Source organism: Agrobacterium sp. SUL3 (genome assembly GCF_001263295.1).
Lineage (GTDB): Bacteria > Pseudomonadota > Alphaproteobacteria > Rhizobiales > Rhizobiaceae > Agrobacterium > Agrobacterium tomkonis.
Window position 1 is genome coordinate 37,913 of the sequence record NZ_KQ414500.1, and the last position, 17,315, is coordinate 55,227.

Genomic DNA, 17,315 nt, shown 5'->3' on the forward strand with positions numbered 1-17,315 from the left:
GTTTCCGGCCCGAACAATCCGGAAACGCTCTCGCTTCTTTGATTACGCATTCCGGCCGCAAAACCGTTACAGAGGTTTGCTGGAATAGCCCTTTAGATAAACGCCCCCAGATAAACGCCCTTGGGCGAAGGACTGAAATATGCGCGCTCTTCAACTCGTGGACGACCGGAAGCTCGAAAAAGTGGACCTGCCCGAACCGGATGCACCTGGTCCGGGCGAGGTGACGCTGCGCGTCAAGGCCGTGGCGCTCAACCATATCGATGTGTGGGGCTGGCGCGGCATGGCTTTCGCCAAGCGCAAGATGCCGCTTACCATTGGTGCCGAGGCTTCCGGCGTGGTGGAAGCCATTGGTCCGGGCGTTTCGAATGTGCTGCCGGGCCAGCTCGTCGCGGTTTATGGCGCGCGCACCTGCGGGCTGTGCAAGCCTTGCCGCGAAGGCCGTGACAATCTGTGCGAACATGTTCAGGGCGTGCACGGTTTCCATCTCGACGGGTTCGCGCAGGAAAAGATCAATATTCCCGCCCGCCAGCTCGTGCCGGCTCCGCATGGTATTGACGCCGTTGCCGCCGCACTTGCACCGGTGACTTTCGGCACTGTCGAGCACATGCTGTTCGACAATGCCAAGCTTGAGCCGGGCGAAACGATCCTCGTTCATGCCGGTGGTTCCGGCATCGGCACGGCGGCGATCCAGCTTGCCAAGAAGATGGGCTGCACCGTCATCACGACAGTCGGCTCCGACGACAAGATCGAGCGTGCCAAGGCGCTCGGCGCCGATCACGTCATCAACTACCGGACCGACCGTTTCGAAGGCGTCGTGCGCAAGCTGACGAAAAAGAAGGGTGTTGACGTGGTGTTTGAACATGTCGGCAAGGACACCTTCGTCGCCTCGATGTTCTCGCTGAAGCGCGGCGGCCGTCTCGTCACCTGCGGCTCCACCTCGGGTGTCTCCACCGATATCAACCTGATGATGCTGTTCCAGCAGCAATTGAAGCTGCTCGGCTCCTTCGGCTGCCGCATGGAAAACATGGCCAATGCCATGCAGAAGATGGCCCGCGGCATCGTTCACCCGGTCATCGACACCGAAGTAACTTTCGACGATATCGACCGGGCGCTGGAGCGTATGGAAACGCGTCAGGTGTTCGGCAAGATCGTTCTGCGGATGGATTGACCATCGTGAAATTATTCCTCACGCGGATCGTCCTGAAACTGGACCACTTCCGGCAATGGCTGATTGCGACATTCGCCTTCGGCCTTCTCAATCTGCTGAAGCTTTTTCCGGCCGATGCGGGCATTCGCGCCGCCGACCGGCTGGCGCGCTTCGTGGGGCCGAAAACCGGCCGCCACAAGCTGATGCTCTACAATCTGGCGCGTGCCTTTCCGGAAAAATCCGAGGAAGAACGGCTTGCGATCGCCATGGATAGCTGGGCCAATATGGGGCGGCTGGCGGCGGAATATGTGTTTCTCGATCGGCTGTTTGATTTCGATCCGGAAAAGAACGAGCCGGGGCGCATTCAGGTCGAGGGCATTTCGACATTCCTTGAGCTACGCGACAATCCGCGGCCCTTCATCGTCTTTACCGCCCATAGCGGTAATTTCGAGCTGCTGCCTGTCGCGAGTTCTGCCTTCGGTCTGGACGTGACGGTGCTGTTTCGTCCGCCAAACAATCCGTATGTCGCCGACAAGGTGTTCAATTTCCGCAAGGAGCGCATGGGCAATCTCGTGCCGTCGCATGCCGGCTCGTCCTTCGCGCTGGCGCGGCAGCTGGAAAGGGGCGGCGGTGTCGGCGTTCTCGTTGACCAGAAGTTCAGCAAGGGCCTGACGACGAAGTTCTTCGGGCTTGAGGTTCGCACCAATCCGCTGCTTGCCAAGCTGGTGCGGCAGTTCAACTGCGATGTTTATCCCGCCCGCTGCGTGCGTCTGCCGGATAATCGCTACCGGCTGGAAATCGAGCCGAAGGTCGAGATTCCGCGCGATGAAAAGGGCAATGTCGATATTCAGGCAACCGCGCAGCTGCTGAACGACAAGGTGGAAAGCTGGGTGCGCGAATATCCCGGACAGTGGCTGTGGTATCACGACCGCTGGGACGTGAAACACCAGATCTGAGGCGATTGCGGCGCAGCCGGATTTTCCGCGGTTTATATTAAATTCGGCCGGGAAATTGTGCGTTTCGACATTTTTCCATATTAGTGGAACCTCATTTTTCGTTCATGGATTATCGAAATTGAAAAAACAGCGGTGGCTGTGATATTTTGAACAACAATCCCGATGGCGTTTTTGCGCTTCGTTACGTCATTTTTAAGCGCAAAGAGGCTATGATCAGGGATAAAGGGTCTATCCTTTCGGATTGAGAGCGGGGTGTTTGCCCGTTCAGGGAGAGTTGGGTTGAAAGATTTGATAGAGCTGTTCTGGCTGCGTTATACGGAACTGCAATCTGCCGTTGGCAAAAACGAAGCCAACAAGATCGCAGTGCTGGAACGTGAACTGGAGCAGCTTCTCGAGCGTATTGTCGGCCGTCAGACTGAAAGCTCGGAAGATATTCGCGAGCAGTTCCGCTTCGCCATCGACCTCCTCAACCACGAGGCGGAAGACCTTGGCTGCGTGCAGCGCAATTCCGAGCTTCTGCGAACCCTGGTTGACCGGTATGTCGGCATGCCGCTCAAGGCAAAGGTCATCGGCGACGAGGACGAGGATAGCCTGGAATGGCATCACCGCCACCTGATCCTCGATGAGGATATGCTCAACGACCTCGACGAGCCGGTGGTTATCGTTTCTCCCGGTTATCGCGTGTCCTTCGCCAATGCGCTTGATGCATTCCAGCGCAATGCGCCGGAAGGGCTTTTGGGGTGCCATATCGCCGAGCTGGTCGGCGTTCACCGTTTCCAGAACCATCTGCGCGAAAAGCTCGACAATTGCTTCAAGGGCGATACGTCGAAATACACCTATGCGGAAGACCAGAACGGCCACACGGTCGTCAAGTCGCTGGAAATGTCGCCCTGTTATTCTTCCGCCTACAAGCTTATCGGCGCCATGGTGGTGATCAGGGAAATCGCCGATCGCAGACGTCGCGCCACCGGCTGACGCAAAGAGCCCCACTCCCGTTGATTGCCTGAATGAGCGAAGGCGCTTTGCCTCTCACTTATTTCGGGAAAATGGTTTCCCAGACCGTGGCGATGGACCAGGCGGACGAAGCATCGACAAGCAGCTTCGTCGCCATTGCCAGACACGAAAGAACCAGAAGCGGGCGGATGATCTTCGCGCCGTTTTTCATGGCGAAACGTGAGCCGATCTGCGCGCCGACGAATTGGCCGAGCCCCATGGCGAGCCCCAGTTTCCACAGAACCGCGCCGCCGATGGCGAAGACGATGAAACCGCCGAAATTCGAGCCGAGGTTCAGAAGTTTGGTATGGGCGGTTGCCTTCAGCATGCCGAAGCCGGCAAGCGCCACGAAGGCCAGCATGTAAAACGAACCCGCGCCGGGACCGAAAACTCCGTCATAAAAACCCACCAGCGGCGCGACCGTAAGGCCGAAGACGAAGGGGGTGATGCGGCGATGGCTGTCGATATCGCTGAGCTGTGGCTTGAAGGCGAAATAAAGCGCGATCGCAATCAGCAGGAACGGCATAATGGTGCGCAGCACGCCCGATGGCACGAAGGCGGCGGCGACAGCACCGAGTCCGCCGCCGAGCATGGCCATGATGGCCATCGGCAATTGTTCCCGCAGATTGACGTGGCCGCCTCTGGCGTAAGCGAGAGTGGCGGAGGCCGAGCCGAACTGCGCCTGCAGCTTGTTGGTGCCAAGCGTGTCGAGCGGCGCAATACCCATGATCAGCATGGCCGGAATCGTGATGAGCCCACCGCCACCGGCAATGGAATCGATAAATCCGGCAAAGATGGCGACGCAGAAAAGAACGACGAAAACGTTGAGGGCGATGTCTTGCACTTGGGATGTCCGGGCAGGCGGAAGGGAGAGGGCCTCTTCTTTCACCGAAAGCAACGCCGCGCAATATTTTTCTCGCTGATCCGCTGCCCCTGGGGGGATTGCGGTACTGCCGCTTATCGCTATGTTTCCGTGGCGTCGCCGGAAGAACGGGTGGCGCTTGAGACATATGGATGAGGGCATTATGCATAAAGTGATATTCGATACGGATCCCGGTGTAGATGACGCAATGGCGCTTCTGTTCCTGCATCGCCATCCCGATATCGATCTGATCGGCGTCACCACGGTTTTCGGCAATGCGCCCATCGATATCACCACCCGCAATGCGCTGTTCCTGAAGCGCGAATGGCAGATGACAGCGCCGGTTGCGAAAGGCGCTGGCGTAACCTTCGATCCCGCCCGCAAGGAAGGCCACTGGCCGACCTTCATCCATGGCGAAAATGGCCTCGGCGATATCGACATTCCTGAGACCGTCGATCTGCCGCTCGATCCGCGTCCGGCGCATCGTTTCATCATCGAGACGGTGAAGGCCAATCCGGGTGAGGTGACGCTGATCGCCGTCGGTCGCATGACCAATCTGGCGCTGGCGCTGCGCGAGGAGCCGGATTTTGCGGCGCTGGTGAAGGAAGTCATCGTCATGGGCGGCGCCTTCGACATGAACGGCAATGTGTCGCCAGCGGCCGAGGCCAATATTCATGGCGATCCGGAAGCGGCCGATCTTGTCTTTACCGCGCCCTGGCGCGTGGTCGTCGTCGGTCTTGACGTGACGACGAAAACGGTGATGACAAGCGCCTTCATGGCTGAGATGGCCAAGGCTGGCGGCAAGCCGGTGCAGCTGCTGTCCGACCTGTCGCAATTCTACATCGATTTCTACAAGACCCGCACCGGCGACGGCATGGTGGTGCATGACAGCTGCGCCTGCGTCTACCTCGTCGCACCTGATCTGTTTGAGACCCGTAGCGGCCCGGTGCGCGTCGTCTGCGGTGGGCTTGCCGATGGCCAGACCATCCAGAAGCCGGATGGCCGCGCCTTCCCGCCAGGTGACTGGGACGGGCATCCAAGCCAGCTTGTCTGCACGGATATCAAGCCGGAGCGCGTGCTTTCGGTCATCCGCGCGGCAATTGTAACGGGGGAGCGCGGCTGAACGACAGGAATGGCCGTTCTTGAGCATGGCTTGCCTTGCATTTTCCAAGAATCTGGCGTTATGCAAGTTCCTTGATCCTATTGCGCGATCCACCTTGCCAAAGGGGCCGAAAAGGCTGTGCCCGAAGCACAGGTGGATGATCGCGATGGCGTGTGGGCCGAGAAAAGCCTTGTAGGTTTTCCCGTGCTTTGCGCTACAATGAATAACGCCTGCCGGGTCGGTTCGTGTCGGCGGCGTTTAAAAACAAAAAACGAACCTTCGTTATGGGCCGGCAGAACCGGTCCATTCCCATGAGGAAAGTGATGGAAGAGTTTCACAAGGTCCGGCGTCTGCCGCAATACGTCTTCGAACAGGTCAACCGTTTGAAAGCGAGCGCGCGAGCGGCCGGGGCCGATATCATCGATCTCGGCATGGGCAATCCCGACCTTCCGACCCCCAAGGCGATCGTCGACAAGCTTTGCGAAGTCGTTCAGGACCCCCGCACCCATCGTTATTCCTCGTCAAAGGGCATTCCCGGCCTTCGCCGCGCGCAGGCCGCCTATTATGCCCGCCGTTTCGGCGTGAAGCTGAACCCCGATACCCAGGTCGTCGCGACCCTCGGCTCCAAGGAAGGCTTCGCCAATATGGCGCAGGCCATCACAGCCCCTGGTGACGTGATCCTGTGTCCGAACCCGACCTATCCGATCCATGCCTTCGGCTTCCTGATGGCGGGCGGTGTTATCCGCTCGATGAATGTCGAGCCGGATGAGAGCTTCTTCGGGCCACTGGAGCGCGCCGTGCGCCATTCCATCCCGAAGCCGCTGGCGCTGATCATCAACTACCCGTCGAACCCGACGGCGCATGTGGCTTCGCTGGATTTTTACAAGGACGTCATCGCGTTTGCGAAGAAGCACGAGATCATCGTGCTCTCCGACCTTGCTTATTCGGAAATCTATTTCGACGACAACAATCCGCCGCCTTCGGTTCTCGAGGTTCCCGGTGCAATCGACGTTGCGGTGGAATTCACCTCCATGTCGAAGACCTTCTCCATGCCCGGCTGGCGCATGGGCTTTGCCGTCGGCAATGAGCGGCTGATCGCGGCGCTGACCCGCGTGAAGTCCTACCTTGATTACGGCGCCTTCACGCCGATCCAGGTTGCTGCCACCCATGCTCTTAACGGCGACGGTTCCGACATCGCCGAAGTGCGCAGCGTCTATCGCCGCCGCCGTGACGTCATGGTCGATACGTTCGGCAAGGCGGGCTTCGAGGTTCCGCCGCCGGCGGCGACGATGTTCGCCTGGGCGAAAATCCCAGAAAAGTTCCGCCATCTCGGCAGCCTGGAATTCTCCAAGCTTCTGGTCGAGAAGGCTGATATCGCCGTTGCTCCCGGCATCGGCTTTGGCGAGATGGGCGATGATTACGTCCGCCTCGCGCTCGTGGAAAACGAGCATCGAATTCGTCAGGCAGCGCGCAATCTGAAGCGCTTCCTGTCGAGCGCAGACGAAACGATGCACAATGTCGTTTCGCTTAACGCCCACAGATAAGGGCAACCGAAGGCGGCCGGGCCTCGGCCGCCACCATCATCAGCAAATCAGGAACATACCCATGGCAGATTCATTGAGAATCGGCATAGCGGGGCTCGGCACTGTCGGCGCTTCGCTCGTGCGCATCCTCCAGCAGAGAAGCAACGAACTTGCGATTACCTGCGGACGCGCGATTGAGATTATTGCGGTGAGCGCACGCGACCGTTCGCGCGACCGCGGCATCGATCTCAAGGGTATTACCTGGTTCGATACGCCGGAGCAGCTGGCGAGCGAAGCCGAGATCGACGTCTTCGTCGAACTTGTCGGTGGCGCTTCCGGTCAGGCTGAAAATGCGGTGCGAGCCGCACTTGCACGCGGTCTCCATGTGGTGACAGCCAACAAGGCGCTGCTGGCCAAGCATGGCGTGGAACTCGCGACCATTGCCGAAGACAAGGGCGCGCTTCTCAATTTCGAAGCGGCCGTGGCTGGCGGTATTCCCGTCATCAAGGCGCTGCGTGAGTCTCTCACCGGCAACCATGTGTCGCGCATCTACGGCATCATGAACGGCACCTGCAATTACATCCTCACCAAGATGGAGAAGGAAGGGCTGTCCTTTGAGGCCTGTCTGAAGGAAGCACAGCGGCTCGGTTACGCCGAAGCCGATCCGGCTTTCGATATCGAGGGCAACGACACCGCCCACAAGCTGGCAATCCTGACGACGCTTGCCTTCGGCAACAAGATTTCGGCTGACGACATCTATCTCGAAGGCATCACCAATATCTCCAGCGAGGATATTCAGGCGGCTGCCGAACTCGGTTATCGCATCAAGCTTCTCGGCGTGGCGCAGGTGACTGAATCCGGTATCGAACAGCGCGTGCATCCGACCATGGTGCCGCTCGATTCCGTCATCGCGCAGGTCGATGGCGTCACCAATGCGGTGGCGATCGAATCCGATATTCTCGGTGAGCTGCTGATGGTCGGTCCGGGTGCCGGCGGCAACGCCACGGCGTCCGCCGTACTCGGCGACATCGCCGATATCGCCAAGAGCCGCCCCGGCGCCCAGCAGGTGCCGGTTCTCGGCCGTCCGGCAAAATCGCTGGCTGATTATCGCCGCGCCAAGATGAAGAGCCACGAAGGCGGTTATTTCATCCGCCTGACGGTGAAGGATCAGGCCGGCGTTTTTGCCTCAATCGCCACCCGCATGGCTGACAATAACATCTCGCTGGAATCCATCGTGCAGCGCCAGCGCGTGCATGTGGAAGGCGCGCCGCAGACCATCATCCTCGTCACCCATGCGACGATGGAAGATGCGATCCGCAAGGCGGTGAAGGCGATCAAGAACGAGAAATATCTCGTCAGCGAGCCGCAGGTCATCCGCATCGAGCGGACCTGAAGCGCTTCACGATTTTTCTGACGTTGAGGACCGCGCCTCCACATGGAAGCGCGGTCTTTTTTTGTCATGGGGGAGGCCTTGGTAAGGGTGTAAAAAACGCCCCCGAAACACCGGCTTTCAGCCGTCATAAAATTTTAGAAAACGGCTGCGGAACCGCTGGAATGCGACACGATTCGGCCCTATGGTTAATCCTGTTCACCAAGCGAGGGAGGCGTGGCCGTGACATCGATCATCCTGTTCAAGGACAATAAGCGTGCAGACGTTCCGGTTGCCCATCATCGGGCACGGCCTCACACTGCCAACGACAATATTCGCAGCATGGAATTCGATATGGCCGAACACGAGCGCAACTGGTGTTCGCTTGCCGTGTTCTCGCTGCTGCTGCTGGTCGGTGCGGTATCGATCGTCAGCCCGTTTTTCTCGATATTTGCAGTGTGAAAGCCGGAACAAGCGTTTTTGCTTGAAAAACGCGCCATCGCCATTTAGCCCGTTCTAAGCATTAAAGCGCCGATATATGCGCATGACAGGACGAATGGACAGGATGGCAATAATGGAGCCGGCCGACACCGTGGCACGCGCATTTTTGAGCGTGGAGCGGTCGGCGACAGAGCAGCGCTGGGTATCACGGCTGGATCAGGCCGGACAGAACCGCGCGCTGGCCATGTCCCAGATCCATGCCATTCCCGAGCTGATTGCCCGCGTGCTGGCCGGGCGCGGAGTAGGCGTGGATGATGCGCTTGCTTTTCTCGATCCGACCATCCGTTCGCTGATGCCCGATCCACATGTGCTGACCGATTGCGAGAAAGCGGCCGAGCGGCTGGTGCGCGCCATCGAGACCGGCGAGAAGGTGGCGATCTTCGGCGACTACGATGTCGACGGGGCTGCCTCTTCCGCCTTGATGTACCGGTTCTTCGCGCATTTCGGGCTGACGCCGGAGATCTATATTCCTGACCGTATTTTCGAAGGTTACGGGCCGAACCCGGCAGCGATGCAGCAGCTTGCCGCCAATGGTGCGACCTTGATCGTGACGGTCGATTGCGGCTCAACCAGCCATGAATCGCTGCAGGCCGCCAAGGATGCGGGAACCGATGTTGTCGTCATCGATCACCATCAGGTGGGTTCGGAACTGCCGCCGGCTGTCGCGCTGGTCAATCCCAACCGCGAGGACGATCTGTCGGGGCAGGGGCATCTCTGCGCCGCCGGCGTGGTGTTTCTCGTGCTGGTCGCCACGCTGCGGCTGCTGAAGGACCGACGCAACAGGCAGGCCTTCACGCTCGATCTGCTGTCGCTGCTCGATATCGTCGCACTTGCGACGGTATGCGATGTGGTGCCGCTGAAGGGGCTGAACCGCGCCTATGTGGTGAAGGGGTTGATTGCCGCGCGCCATATGAACAATGCCGGGCTTGCCGCCCTGTTCAAGAAGGCGGGGCTTGGCGGGCCGGTCACACCCTATCATTTCGGTTTCCTGATCGGGCCGCGCATCAATGCCGGCGGCCGTATCGGCGATGCCGCACTCGGCAGCCGTCTGCTGACCATTGAGGATACTTCGCAGGCGGAAGTGATTGCGGAGCGGCTGGATGAGCTGAACCGCGAGCGGCAGGCGATGGAAGCGGTGATGCTGGCGGAAGCCGAGGCGGAGGCGCTGTTCGAATATGGTGACGGTTCCGGCGCCGGCGTCATCGTCACCGCCCGGGAAAACTGGCATCCCGGTATTGTCGGCCTGCTTGCATCGCGGCTGAAGGATCGCTTCCGTCGTCCGGCCTTTGCGATTGCTTTCGATCCCTCCGGCAAGGGTACCGGTTCGGGCCGTTCGATCAATGGTTTCGATATGGGCCGCATGGTGCGCGCCGCCGTGGAGGCGGGATTGCTGGTCAAGGGCGGCGGCCATGCCATGGCGGCCGGGCTGACGGTGGAGCGCGCCAATCTCGGCAAACTCAGGACGTTCTTTGAAGAAGCGGCCGTCAAGACGGTGAGCGAACTGGTGGAAAGCAGCGTGCTGAAGATCGACGGCGCCATCGGTGCGTCCGGCGCGACGTTGCAGCTTGTCGACCAGCTGGAGCAGGCGGGTCCTTATGGATCGGGTCATTCACAGCCGATTTTTGCCGTTCCGGCCCATCGCCTGCGCGACGTGCGCCTCGTCGGCACCGCCCATGTCAAAATCACGCTCGAGGCCATGGACGGCTCGCGGCTGGAGGGCATCGCATTCCGCGCCGCAGAAGCCCCTCTGGGGCAGATGCTGCTCAATGCGCGTGGCAGGTCCATCCATGTTGCAGGCACCGTGGGTGCCGATCTCTGGCAGGGCCAGAGGCGTGTGCAGCTGCGCGTTCTGGACGCGGCTTTCGCACCCTGACGGCGCTGCCGATCTTTTTGAATTTTCGGGGACAGCTGATGAACGAGCCGCAAACGGCAATCATCATCGCATTCACGCGTTACGTGAAGTTTTTTATGCAGAGTGCTGATTTTCAAGGAGAAGCAAGTGGCACGCCCTAGGGGAGTCGAACCCCTCTTTTCAGAATGAAAATCTGACGTCCTAACCGATAGACGAAGGGCGCGTGCGCTTGTGGTGTGGCGCCCTTATAGTCAGGCTCCCGTTGGTCCGCAAGCGGAAAAATCGATTTTTTTCGCTTCGAGACGAGATTTTTTGAGGAAGTCCGCAGGCCTGTGGAAAACTGCGGGTGATCTGGCCAAAGCCTTGAAATATCGCCCCTATCACTTGGCGTGAGCAATGCCAATTTGCCTCGACGGAGGTCGGAGACGCCGTTTTTATCCCTTAGCTGGCATCCCTGCCGGCGGTATCGGAAAGGCTCTGTCAGCGGATAGAGGGGGAAAGGCAAGCCGGTCGATCTGCCCGCTGGCGTTTCCTCCGGCTTGCCTTCCATCGGGGGGGGACAGCATTCTAACGTGCCGATCGGGAATCGGTTCCGACGCAACTATCGCCTGCGACGAATTCGTAGGCGTGAAGAGTATCTGTGTATTTTTGATGGGGGATAACACGAAGGCAAGTGGCACGCCCTAGGGGAGTCGAACCCCTCTTTTCAGAATGAAAATCTGACGTCCTAACCGATAGACGAAGGGCGCGTGCGCTTGTGGTGTGGCGCCCTTATAGTCAGGCTCCCGAAGGTCTGCAAGCGGAAAAATGCATGATTTGACAAAAAAATGACAATGGCCGCCAGAAAGCTTGGAAAGCAAGGATTCTTGTTTCGTAACAAATGGTTAAAGCGTCTGAGTATTGCTGCTTTCGAGGCCTTTCGCTCGGGAGGCAGGCCGCGAGATGACGATTCAGCGCGGTTGTTGGCTGGACTGGAATCGAACCGTGACGAAGTCATAAGGTAGAACACCTTTACCGTCATCCTCGCCCTTGAGGCGAGAATCCACTCTTCGGCCGCCCATGAATCTTCGCCTCAAGGGTGAGGATGACGGGTGTGTGGCGCATTGTCCCTGCAACAAAAAACGGGGCCGAAACGGCCCCGTTGGATAATGCGTTGCTGATTGCAGTCTCAGTGCAGGATCTGGCTGAGGAACAGGCGTGTACGTTCGTGCTGCGGATTGTCGAAGAACTCGGCCGGCGAATTCTGTTCGACGATCTGGCCCTGATCCATGAAGATGACGCGGTTGGCGACCTGGCGGGCGAAACCCATTTCGTGAGTTACGCACAGCATGGTCATGCCGTCTTCGGCAAGGCCGACCATGGTGTCGAGCACTTCTTTCACCATTTCCGGGTCGAGCGCAGAGGTTGGCTCATCGAACAGCATGATCTTCGGCTTCATGCACAGCGAGCGGGCAATCGCCACACGCTGCTGCTGGCCGCCGGAAAGCTGGCCCGGGTATTTGTGGGCCTGCTCGGGGATCTTGACGCGCTTCAGATAGTGCATCGCCACTTCTTCCGCTTCCTTCTTGGGCATCTTGCGAACCCAGATCGGCGCCAGCGTGCAGTTTTCGAGGATGGTGAGGTGCGGGAAGAGGTTGAAGTGCTGGAACACCATGCCAACTTCGCGACGGACTTCATCGATCTTCTTCAGGTCGTTGGTCAGTTCGATGCCATCAACCTGGATCGAGCCCGACTGGTGTTCTTCCAGCCGGTTGATGCAGCGGATCATGGTCGATTTGCCCGATCCCGAAGGGCCGGCGATGACGATGCGCTCGCCCTTCATCACTTTCAGGTTGATGTCGCGCAATACGTGGAAATCGCCATACCACTTGTTCATGCCGGTGATTTCGATTGCCACGTCCGTTGTCGAGACGGCCAGTTTTTTTGCTTGGTTTTCTGCCATTTGAGCGTCCCTTATCGTTTATGCCCGGTGTCGAGGTGCCGTTCCATGAACAGCGAATAACGCGACATGCCGAAGCAGAATATCCAGAATACGAAGCCTGCGAAAATATATCCAGTCATGGCGGTGACGGGTGTCGCCCAGTTCGCATCCGATTGGTTGAGTGTGACAATGCCGAGCAGGTCGAACATGCCGATGATCGAGACCAGTGACGTGTCCTTGAAAAGCCCGATGAAGGTGTTGACGATGCCGGGAATGACCAGCTTCAGCGCCTGCGGCAGCACGATCAGTCTCGTTTTCTGCCAGTAGTTCAGGCCGAGCGAATCCGCCCCTTCATATTGCCCCTTCGGAATGGCCTGCAGGCCGCCGCGGATCACCTCCGCCATATAGGCCGAGGAGAACAGCGAGACACCGACCAGCGCGCGCAGGAACTTGTCGAAGGTCCAGCCATCGGGCAGGAACAGCGGCAGCATGATGCTGGCGAAGAACAGCACGGTGATCAGCGGAATGCCTCTGATGACTTCGATGAAGAGCACGCAGAGCATCTTGATGACCGGCAGGTTCGACCGGCGGCCGAGCGCCAGAAGAATGCCGAAGGGCAGGGATACCGTTATTCCGAAGAATGACAGGATGAGCGTTACCATCAGGCCGCCCCACAGCTGCGTTTCCACCTTCGGCAGGCCGAAGACGCCGCCGATGAGCAGGAAAAACGCAATGAAGGGCAGGATGATGAAAAGCACCAGCGCATTGAGGCGCTTGAACGGCGCTTTCGGGATGAGCATCGGCACCAGCAGGATGGCGAACGTCACCATCACGAGGATGGGACGCCAGCGCTCGTCAAGCGGATAACGGCCAAAGATGAACTGTCCGAGCTTGGCCGATACGAAAGCCCAGCATGCCCCGGACTGACCGTCCGGAAGCGCGCCGCCCTGAGAAGCGGTAAGGCAGGCGATACGATCGCTGCCGGTCCACACGGCATCGATGAACAGCCACTTCACCACCGGTGGCAGAAGGTAGGCCAGAAAGGCGAGGGCGAGAACCGTAAGGACGGTGTCCTTCGGTGTGGCGAAAAGTTTGGTGCGCAGCCAATGACCGAAGCCGACGGCGCTCGAAGGAGCGGGTCTGGCGTCCTCGATGGTCTGTCGCACAAAAGCGTGATTGCTTAATGTCATCGATTATCTCTCCACCAGCGCCATTTTCGCGTTGAACCAGTTCATGACCACGGCCGTGAGCAGGGACAGCGAGAGATAGATGACCAGCCAGATCGCGACGACTTCGACTGCCTGACCCGTCTGGTTGAGGATCGTGCCGCCGACGGAGACGATGTCGGCAAAGCCGACCGCGACCGCAAGCGAGGAGTTCTTCGTCAGGTTGAGATACTGGCTCGTCAGCGGCGGGATGATGATACGCATTGCCTGCGGCACGATGATCAGACGTGTCGTCGTGCTGGAACGCAGCCCCAGTGCTTCCGCAGCTTCCGTCTGGCCCTTCGCCACGGCCTTGATGCCGCCGCGAACGATTTCGGCGATGAAGGAGGCGGTGTAGAAGGAAAGCGCCAGGAACAGCGACATGAATTCAGGTGCAACGACCGCGCCGCCCGACAGGTTGAACCGCCCGGCAATCGGGAAGTCGAATGTCAGCGGTGAACCGAGCGCCAGAAATGTCGCGGCCGGAAGGCCGATGATGAGAAGTGTGGCGGTGATGCCGGTGCGGAATTGCTGGCCGGTTTGTTCCTGTCTCGCCTTTGCCCAGCGATAAACGAAAAAGCTGATGACGATTGCCACCAGAAAGGCGAGTGGTATCAGCCAGGTGCCTTCTCCCCAGAGCGGCTTGGGAAAGAAGAAGCCGCGATTGTTGAGATAGCTTCCAAGCGGCAGCTCCAGTGAATCGCGCGCCTGCGGCAGAACGGAGATGACGCCCTTGTACCAGAAGAAGATAACGAGCAGCGGCGGGATGTTGCGGAAGATTTCCACATAGGCCTGCGCGAGCTTCGAAATCAGCCAGTTGCTGGAAAGCCGGGCGATGCCGACGATGAAACCGATGATCGAGGCGGCGATGATGCCAAAAAATGCAACCTGGATCGTGTTGAGAATGCCAACGAGCAGCGCCCGGCCATAGGTCGCGTCGCTGGTATAAGCGATCAGCGACTGGCCGATATCGAAGCCGGCTCTTCCGTTGAGGAAGCCGAAGCCGGATGAAATGTTGGACCGTTGAAGATTGGTGATCGTATTCGTCACGATGATCCAGACGAAGGCGGTCAGGATGACGACTGTCACAACCTGATAGAAAATTCCGCGTATGCGTGGATCGTTGATAAGTGACGACGCGCTTTGCGCGCGCGATCGTTGCGAACTGACCGCGTTGCCTGCCATAGGCACCTTTCCCTTTTATATGCTCTTTGCGAGCTTATTTATATAATTTTAAAATGGAGGCCGGGCGTTGCCCAGCCTCCTGTCATGATCTAGCCGATGATGGGGTCGATCAACGGACCGGCGGTGCGTATTGCAGGCCGCCCTTGGTCCACAGCGCGTTCTGGCCACGCTCGATCTTCAGCGGCGAGCCGGCACCGACGTTGCGGTCGAAGACTTCGCCGTAGTTACCCACCAGCTTGACGATGTTGTAGGCCCAGTCGTTGGTTACGCCGAGGTCGGTACCGATCTTGGTGCCTTCTTCGGTGCCGAGCAGACGCTTGATATCCGGATTGGCGCTGGACTTCTGCTCATCGACGTTCTTGGATGTGATGCCCAGTTCTTCTGCATTGACCATGGCGTAGTGAACCCAGGTCACGATGTCGAACCACTGGTCGTCACCCTGACGAACGGCCGGTCCGAGCGGCTCCTTGGAGATGACTTCCGGAAGAACGATGTTGTCTTCCGGGTTCTTCAGCTTCAGGCGGATAGCATAGAGACCGGACTGGTCGGTGGTGTAGACGTCGCAACGGCCGGAATCATAGGCAGAGGTTGCGTCGGCTTCCTTTTCGAAAACGACCGGGTTGTATTGCAGATTGTTGGTCTTGAAATAGTCGGCGAGATTGAGCTCGGTGGTCGTGCCGGTCTGAACGCAGACGGCGGCGCCGGAAAGCTCAAGCGCGGACTTCACGTTGAGGCCCTTCTTGGCGATGAAGCCCTGGCCGTCATAATAGTTGACGGTACGGAAGTTGAAGCCGAGAGAGGTGTCGCGGCTGATCGTCCAGGTGGTGTTACGGGTCAGAACGTCGACTTCGCCGGACTGGAGAGCCGGAAAGCGGTCCTTGCTCGAAAGAGCGACAAACTTCGCCTTGGAAGGGTCACCGAAAACCGCTGTGGCAATACCACGGCAATAGTCCACGTCGATGCCGGACCATTCGCCCTTGTCATCGGGATTGGAAAATCCCGGAATGCCGGCGCTTACGCCGCAGGTGACGAAACCTTTTCCCTTCACGTCCTGAAGCGTCGCAGCTGAAGCGACCGAGGCTCCTCCCAAAACTGCTGCGCCGATAGCGGCTGACAGAATTGCCTTTTTCATTTTTCCCAACCTTTGTTTGTTATCGTCAATAGCAAGGGGACCGGCATGTTTGTTTTACCCCAGCTCCCCCCTCAGCGAGATCTTTTCGATCCGCTTTTTCTATCACAATCGCAATTGGCAGCGGGGTCAAGACATGCCGACGATAATTGTGCCTATAAAACGGAATTTTCGGAATTTTGGTCGTGAAGTGTGCAAAGGGTGAAAATATAAGCATATTTTTGCGGAAATTTGCACTTGCACGATTTTTGTATACTTCTTGTATTCTGTTTCACGATGGATCAATCGACCCATCCCGCGTGACCTTACGGGGCTTGACCTTGCCTCTGGCTCTCAGCATTGTCGCACGCGTCAATATTCTTCGAAAGCTGATCTGAAATGACCAAGACAAATGACCTGCTTTCCGCCGCAGGTGTGAATACGCGCCTGACCCATGGCGGCAATGATCCCGCGGACTGTTTCGGTTTCGTCAATCCGCCCATCGTACGCGGCTCGACCGTGCTTTTTCCCGACGCGGAAACGCTTTCGACTGAAAACCAGAAATACACCTACGGCACACACGGCACGCCGACGACGGACGCGCTGTGCAATCTCGTCAACGAGCTGGAAGGTTCGTTCGGAACTATCCTCGTGCCGTCGGGCCTTGCGGCGATCACCGTGCCGTTCCTTGCCTATCTCGGTGCGGGCGATCACGCGCTTGTCGTCGATTCGGTTTATTTCCCCACACGCCGCTTCTGCAACACGATGCTGAAGAAGCTCGGTGTGGAGATCGAATATTACGATCCCGCAATCGGGGCTGGCATCGAGGCGCTGATCCGGCCGAATACGAAACTCGTGCATCTGGAAGCTCCGGGTTCCAATACCTTCGAGATTCAGGATGTCCGGGTGATCACGGAGATCGCTCACAGGCATGACTGCGTGGTCACGATGGACAATACCTGGGCGACACCGCTTTATTTCAAGCCGCTTGATTTCGGTGTCGATATTTCCATTCACGCCGCCACCAAATATCCCTCGGGTCATTCCGATGTACTGATGGGCTTCGTCTCGGCCAATGAAAAGCACTGGAAGGCGCTTTACCAGGCAAACACCAATCTCGGCATCTGCGTCACCTCCGATGACGCCTACCAGATCCTGCGTGGCATGCGCACCATGGGCATCAGGCTGGAGCACCATCAGAAGAGCGCACTCGATATCGCCCAATGGCTGGAAAGCCGTGACGACGTCGTGCGTGTTCTGCATCCGGCCTTGCCGAGCTTTGCCGGGCATGAAATGTGGAAGCGCGATTTCAAGGGCGCGAGCGGCGTCTTCTCCTTCGTCTTGAAGGCGGAAGAGGGCAAATACAAGCAGGCGGCAGCCGCCTTCCTCGATGCCTTGACCTTCTTCGGGCTTGGCTATTCCTGGGGCGGGTACGAATCGCTTGCGGTTTCGGTGTCGCTCATCGACAGGACTATTGCGAAGGGGCCGTCGGAGGGGCCGGTCATCCGCCTGCAGATCGGGCTTGAAGACATAGCCGATCTGAAAAACGACCTAGAAGTCGGATTCGCAGCCGCGGCTGGGGTCTAATCAG

The 17,315-nt window shown here is 58.5% G+C and carries 14 protein-coding genes and 2 tRNA genes; 9 read left to right on the top strand and 7 right to left on the bottom strand.

From position 1 onward, the window contains the following. Positions 1-139 precede the first annotated feature (139 nt). The 3 genes from AKG12_RS07480 to AKG12_RS07490 all read left to right on the top strand — a co-directional run bounded on the left by AKG12_RS07480 (position 140) and on the right by AKG12_RS07490 (position 3,078). A complete protein-coding gene (locus AKG12_RS07480) occupies positions 140-1,168 on the top strand; it encodes a zinc-binding dehydrogenase (protein ID WP_035242478.1) in 1,029 nt (342 codons plus the stop codon). 5 nt (positions 1,169-1,173) lie between these two features. After that, positions 1,174-2,103, top strand: coding sequence for a lipid A biosynthesis lauroyl acyltransferase (locus AKG12_RS07485; protein WP_052818591.1), 930 nt, complete (start codon positions 1,174-1,176; stop codon positions 2,101-2,103). Positions 2,104-2,382: 279 nt separating this feature from the next. Next, a complete protein-coding gene (locus AKG12_RS07490) occupies positions 2,383-3,078 on the top strand; it encodes a nitrogen regulation protein NR(II) (RefSeq protein WP_046800079.1) in 696 nt (231 codons plus the stop codon). 58 nt (positions 3,079-3,136) lie between these two features. Here AKG12_RS07490 and AKG12_RS07495 read toward each other — a convergent pair whose 3' ends face one another. Continuing rightward, positions 3,137-3,940, bottom strand: a complete 804-nt coding sequence (locus AKG12_RS07495) for a TSUP family transporter (protein WP_052818592.1) — start codon at positions 3,938-3,940, stop codon at positions 3,137-3,139. Positions 3,941-4,121: 181 nt separating this feature from the next. On the opposite strand from AKG12_RS07495, the gene AKG12_RS07500 reads away from it, so the two are divergent. The 5 genes from AKG12_RS07500 (at position 4,122) to recJ (ending at position 10,326) form a co-directional block, all read left to right on the top strand. Further along, a complete protein-coding gene (locus AKG12_RS07500) occupies positions 4,122-5,081 on the top strand; it encodes a nucleoside hydrolase (protein ID WP_052818593.1) in 960 nt (319 codons plus the stop codon). 302 nt (positions 5,082-5,383) lie between these two features. Further along, entirely contained in the window at positions 5,384-6,604 is a 1,221-nt protein-coding gene (locus tag AKG12_RS07505) for an LL-diaminopimelate aminotransferase (RefSeq protein WP_046800081.1), read from the top strand. 61 nt (positions 6,605-6,665) lie between these two features. Next, a complete protein-coding gene (locus tag AKG12_RS07510) occupies positions 6,666-7,976 on the top strand; it encodes a homoserine dehydrogenase (protein ID WP_046800082.1) in 1,311 nt (436 codons plus the stop codon). Between the two features lie 213 nt (positions 7,977-8,189). Continuing rightward, on the top strand, positions 8,190-8,414 hold the full coding sequence (locus tag AKG12_RS30685; RefSeq protein WP_046800083.1) for a hypothetical protein: 225 nt from the start codon (positions 8,190-8,192) through the stop codon (positions 8,412-8,414). Positions 8,415-8,517: 103 nt separating this feature from the next. Further along, complete coding sequence (gene recJ, locus AKG12_RS07520; RefSeq protein ID WP_082178757.1) at positions 8,518-10,326, top strand: single-stranded-DNA-specific exonuclease RecJ; 1,809 nt, start codon at positions 8,518-8,520, stop codon at positions 10,324-10,326. Between the two features lie 127 nt (positions 10,327-10,453). On the opposite strand, the gene AKG12_RS07525 is transcribed toward recJ, so the two are convergent. The 6 genes from AKG12_RS07525 to AKG12_RS07550 form a co-directional block, all read right to left on the bottom strand. Then, positions 10,454-10,528, bottom strand: a tRNA-Glu gene (locus AKG12_RS07525). A 451-nt stretch (positions 10,529-10,979) separates the two neighbouring features. Continuing rightward, a tRNA-Glu gene (locus tag AKG12_RS07530) sits at positions 10,980-11,054 on the bottom strand. 419 nt (positions 11,055-11,473) lie between these two features. Continuing rightward, positions 11,474-12,247 carry an amino acid ABC transporter ATP-binding protein gene (locus AKG12_RS07535; protein ID WP_046800084.1) on the bottom strand — a complete coding sequence of 258 codons (774 nt, stop codon included), beginning with the start codon at positions 12,245-12,247 and terminating at the stop codon, positions 11,474-11,476. Positions 12,248-12,258: 11 nt separating this feature from the next. Next, positions 12,259-13,416, bottom strand: coding sequence for an amino acid ABC transporter permease (locus AKG12_RS07540; protein ID WP_046800085.1), 1,158 nt, complete (start codon positions 13,414-13,416; stop codon positions 12,259-12,261). Between the two features lie 3 nt (positions 13,417-13,419). After that, on the bottom strand, positions 13,420-14,616 hold the full coding sequence (locus AKG12_RS07545; RefSeq protein ID WP_052818397.1) for an amino acid ABC transporter permease: 1,197 nt from the start codon (positions 14,614-14,616) through the stop codon (positions 13,420-13,422). Positions 14,617-14,725: 109 nt separating this feature from the next. After that, positions 14,726-15,748, bottom strand: a complete 1,023-nt coding sequence (locus AKG12_RS07550; protein WP_046800087.1) for an amino acid ABC transporter substrate-binding protein — start codon at positions 15,746-15,748, stop codon at positions 14,726-14,728. Positions 15,749-16,123: 375 nt separating this feature from the next. Between AKG12_RS07550 and AKG12_RS07555 the strand changes: the two genes are divergently transcribed. After that, on the top strand, positions 16,124-17,311 hold the full coding sequence (locus AKG12_RS07555) for a cystathionine beta-lyase (protein ID WP_046800088.1): 1,188 nt from the start codon (positions 16,124-16,126) through the stop codon (positions 17,309-17,311). Positions 17,312-17,315 lie beyond the last annotated feature (4 nt).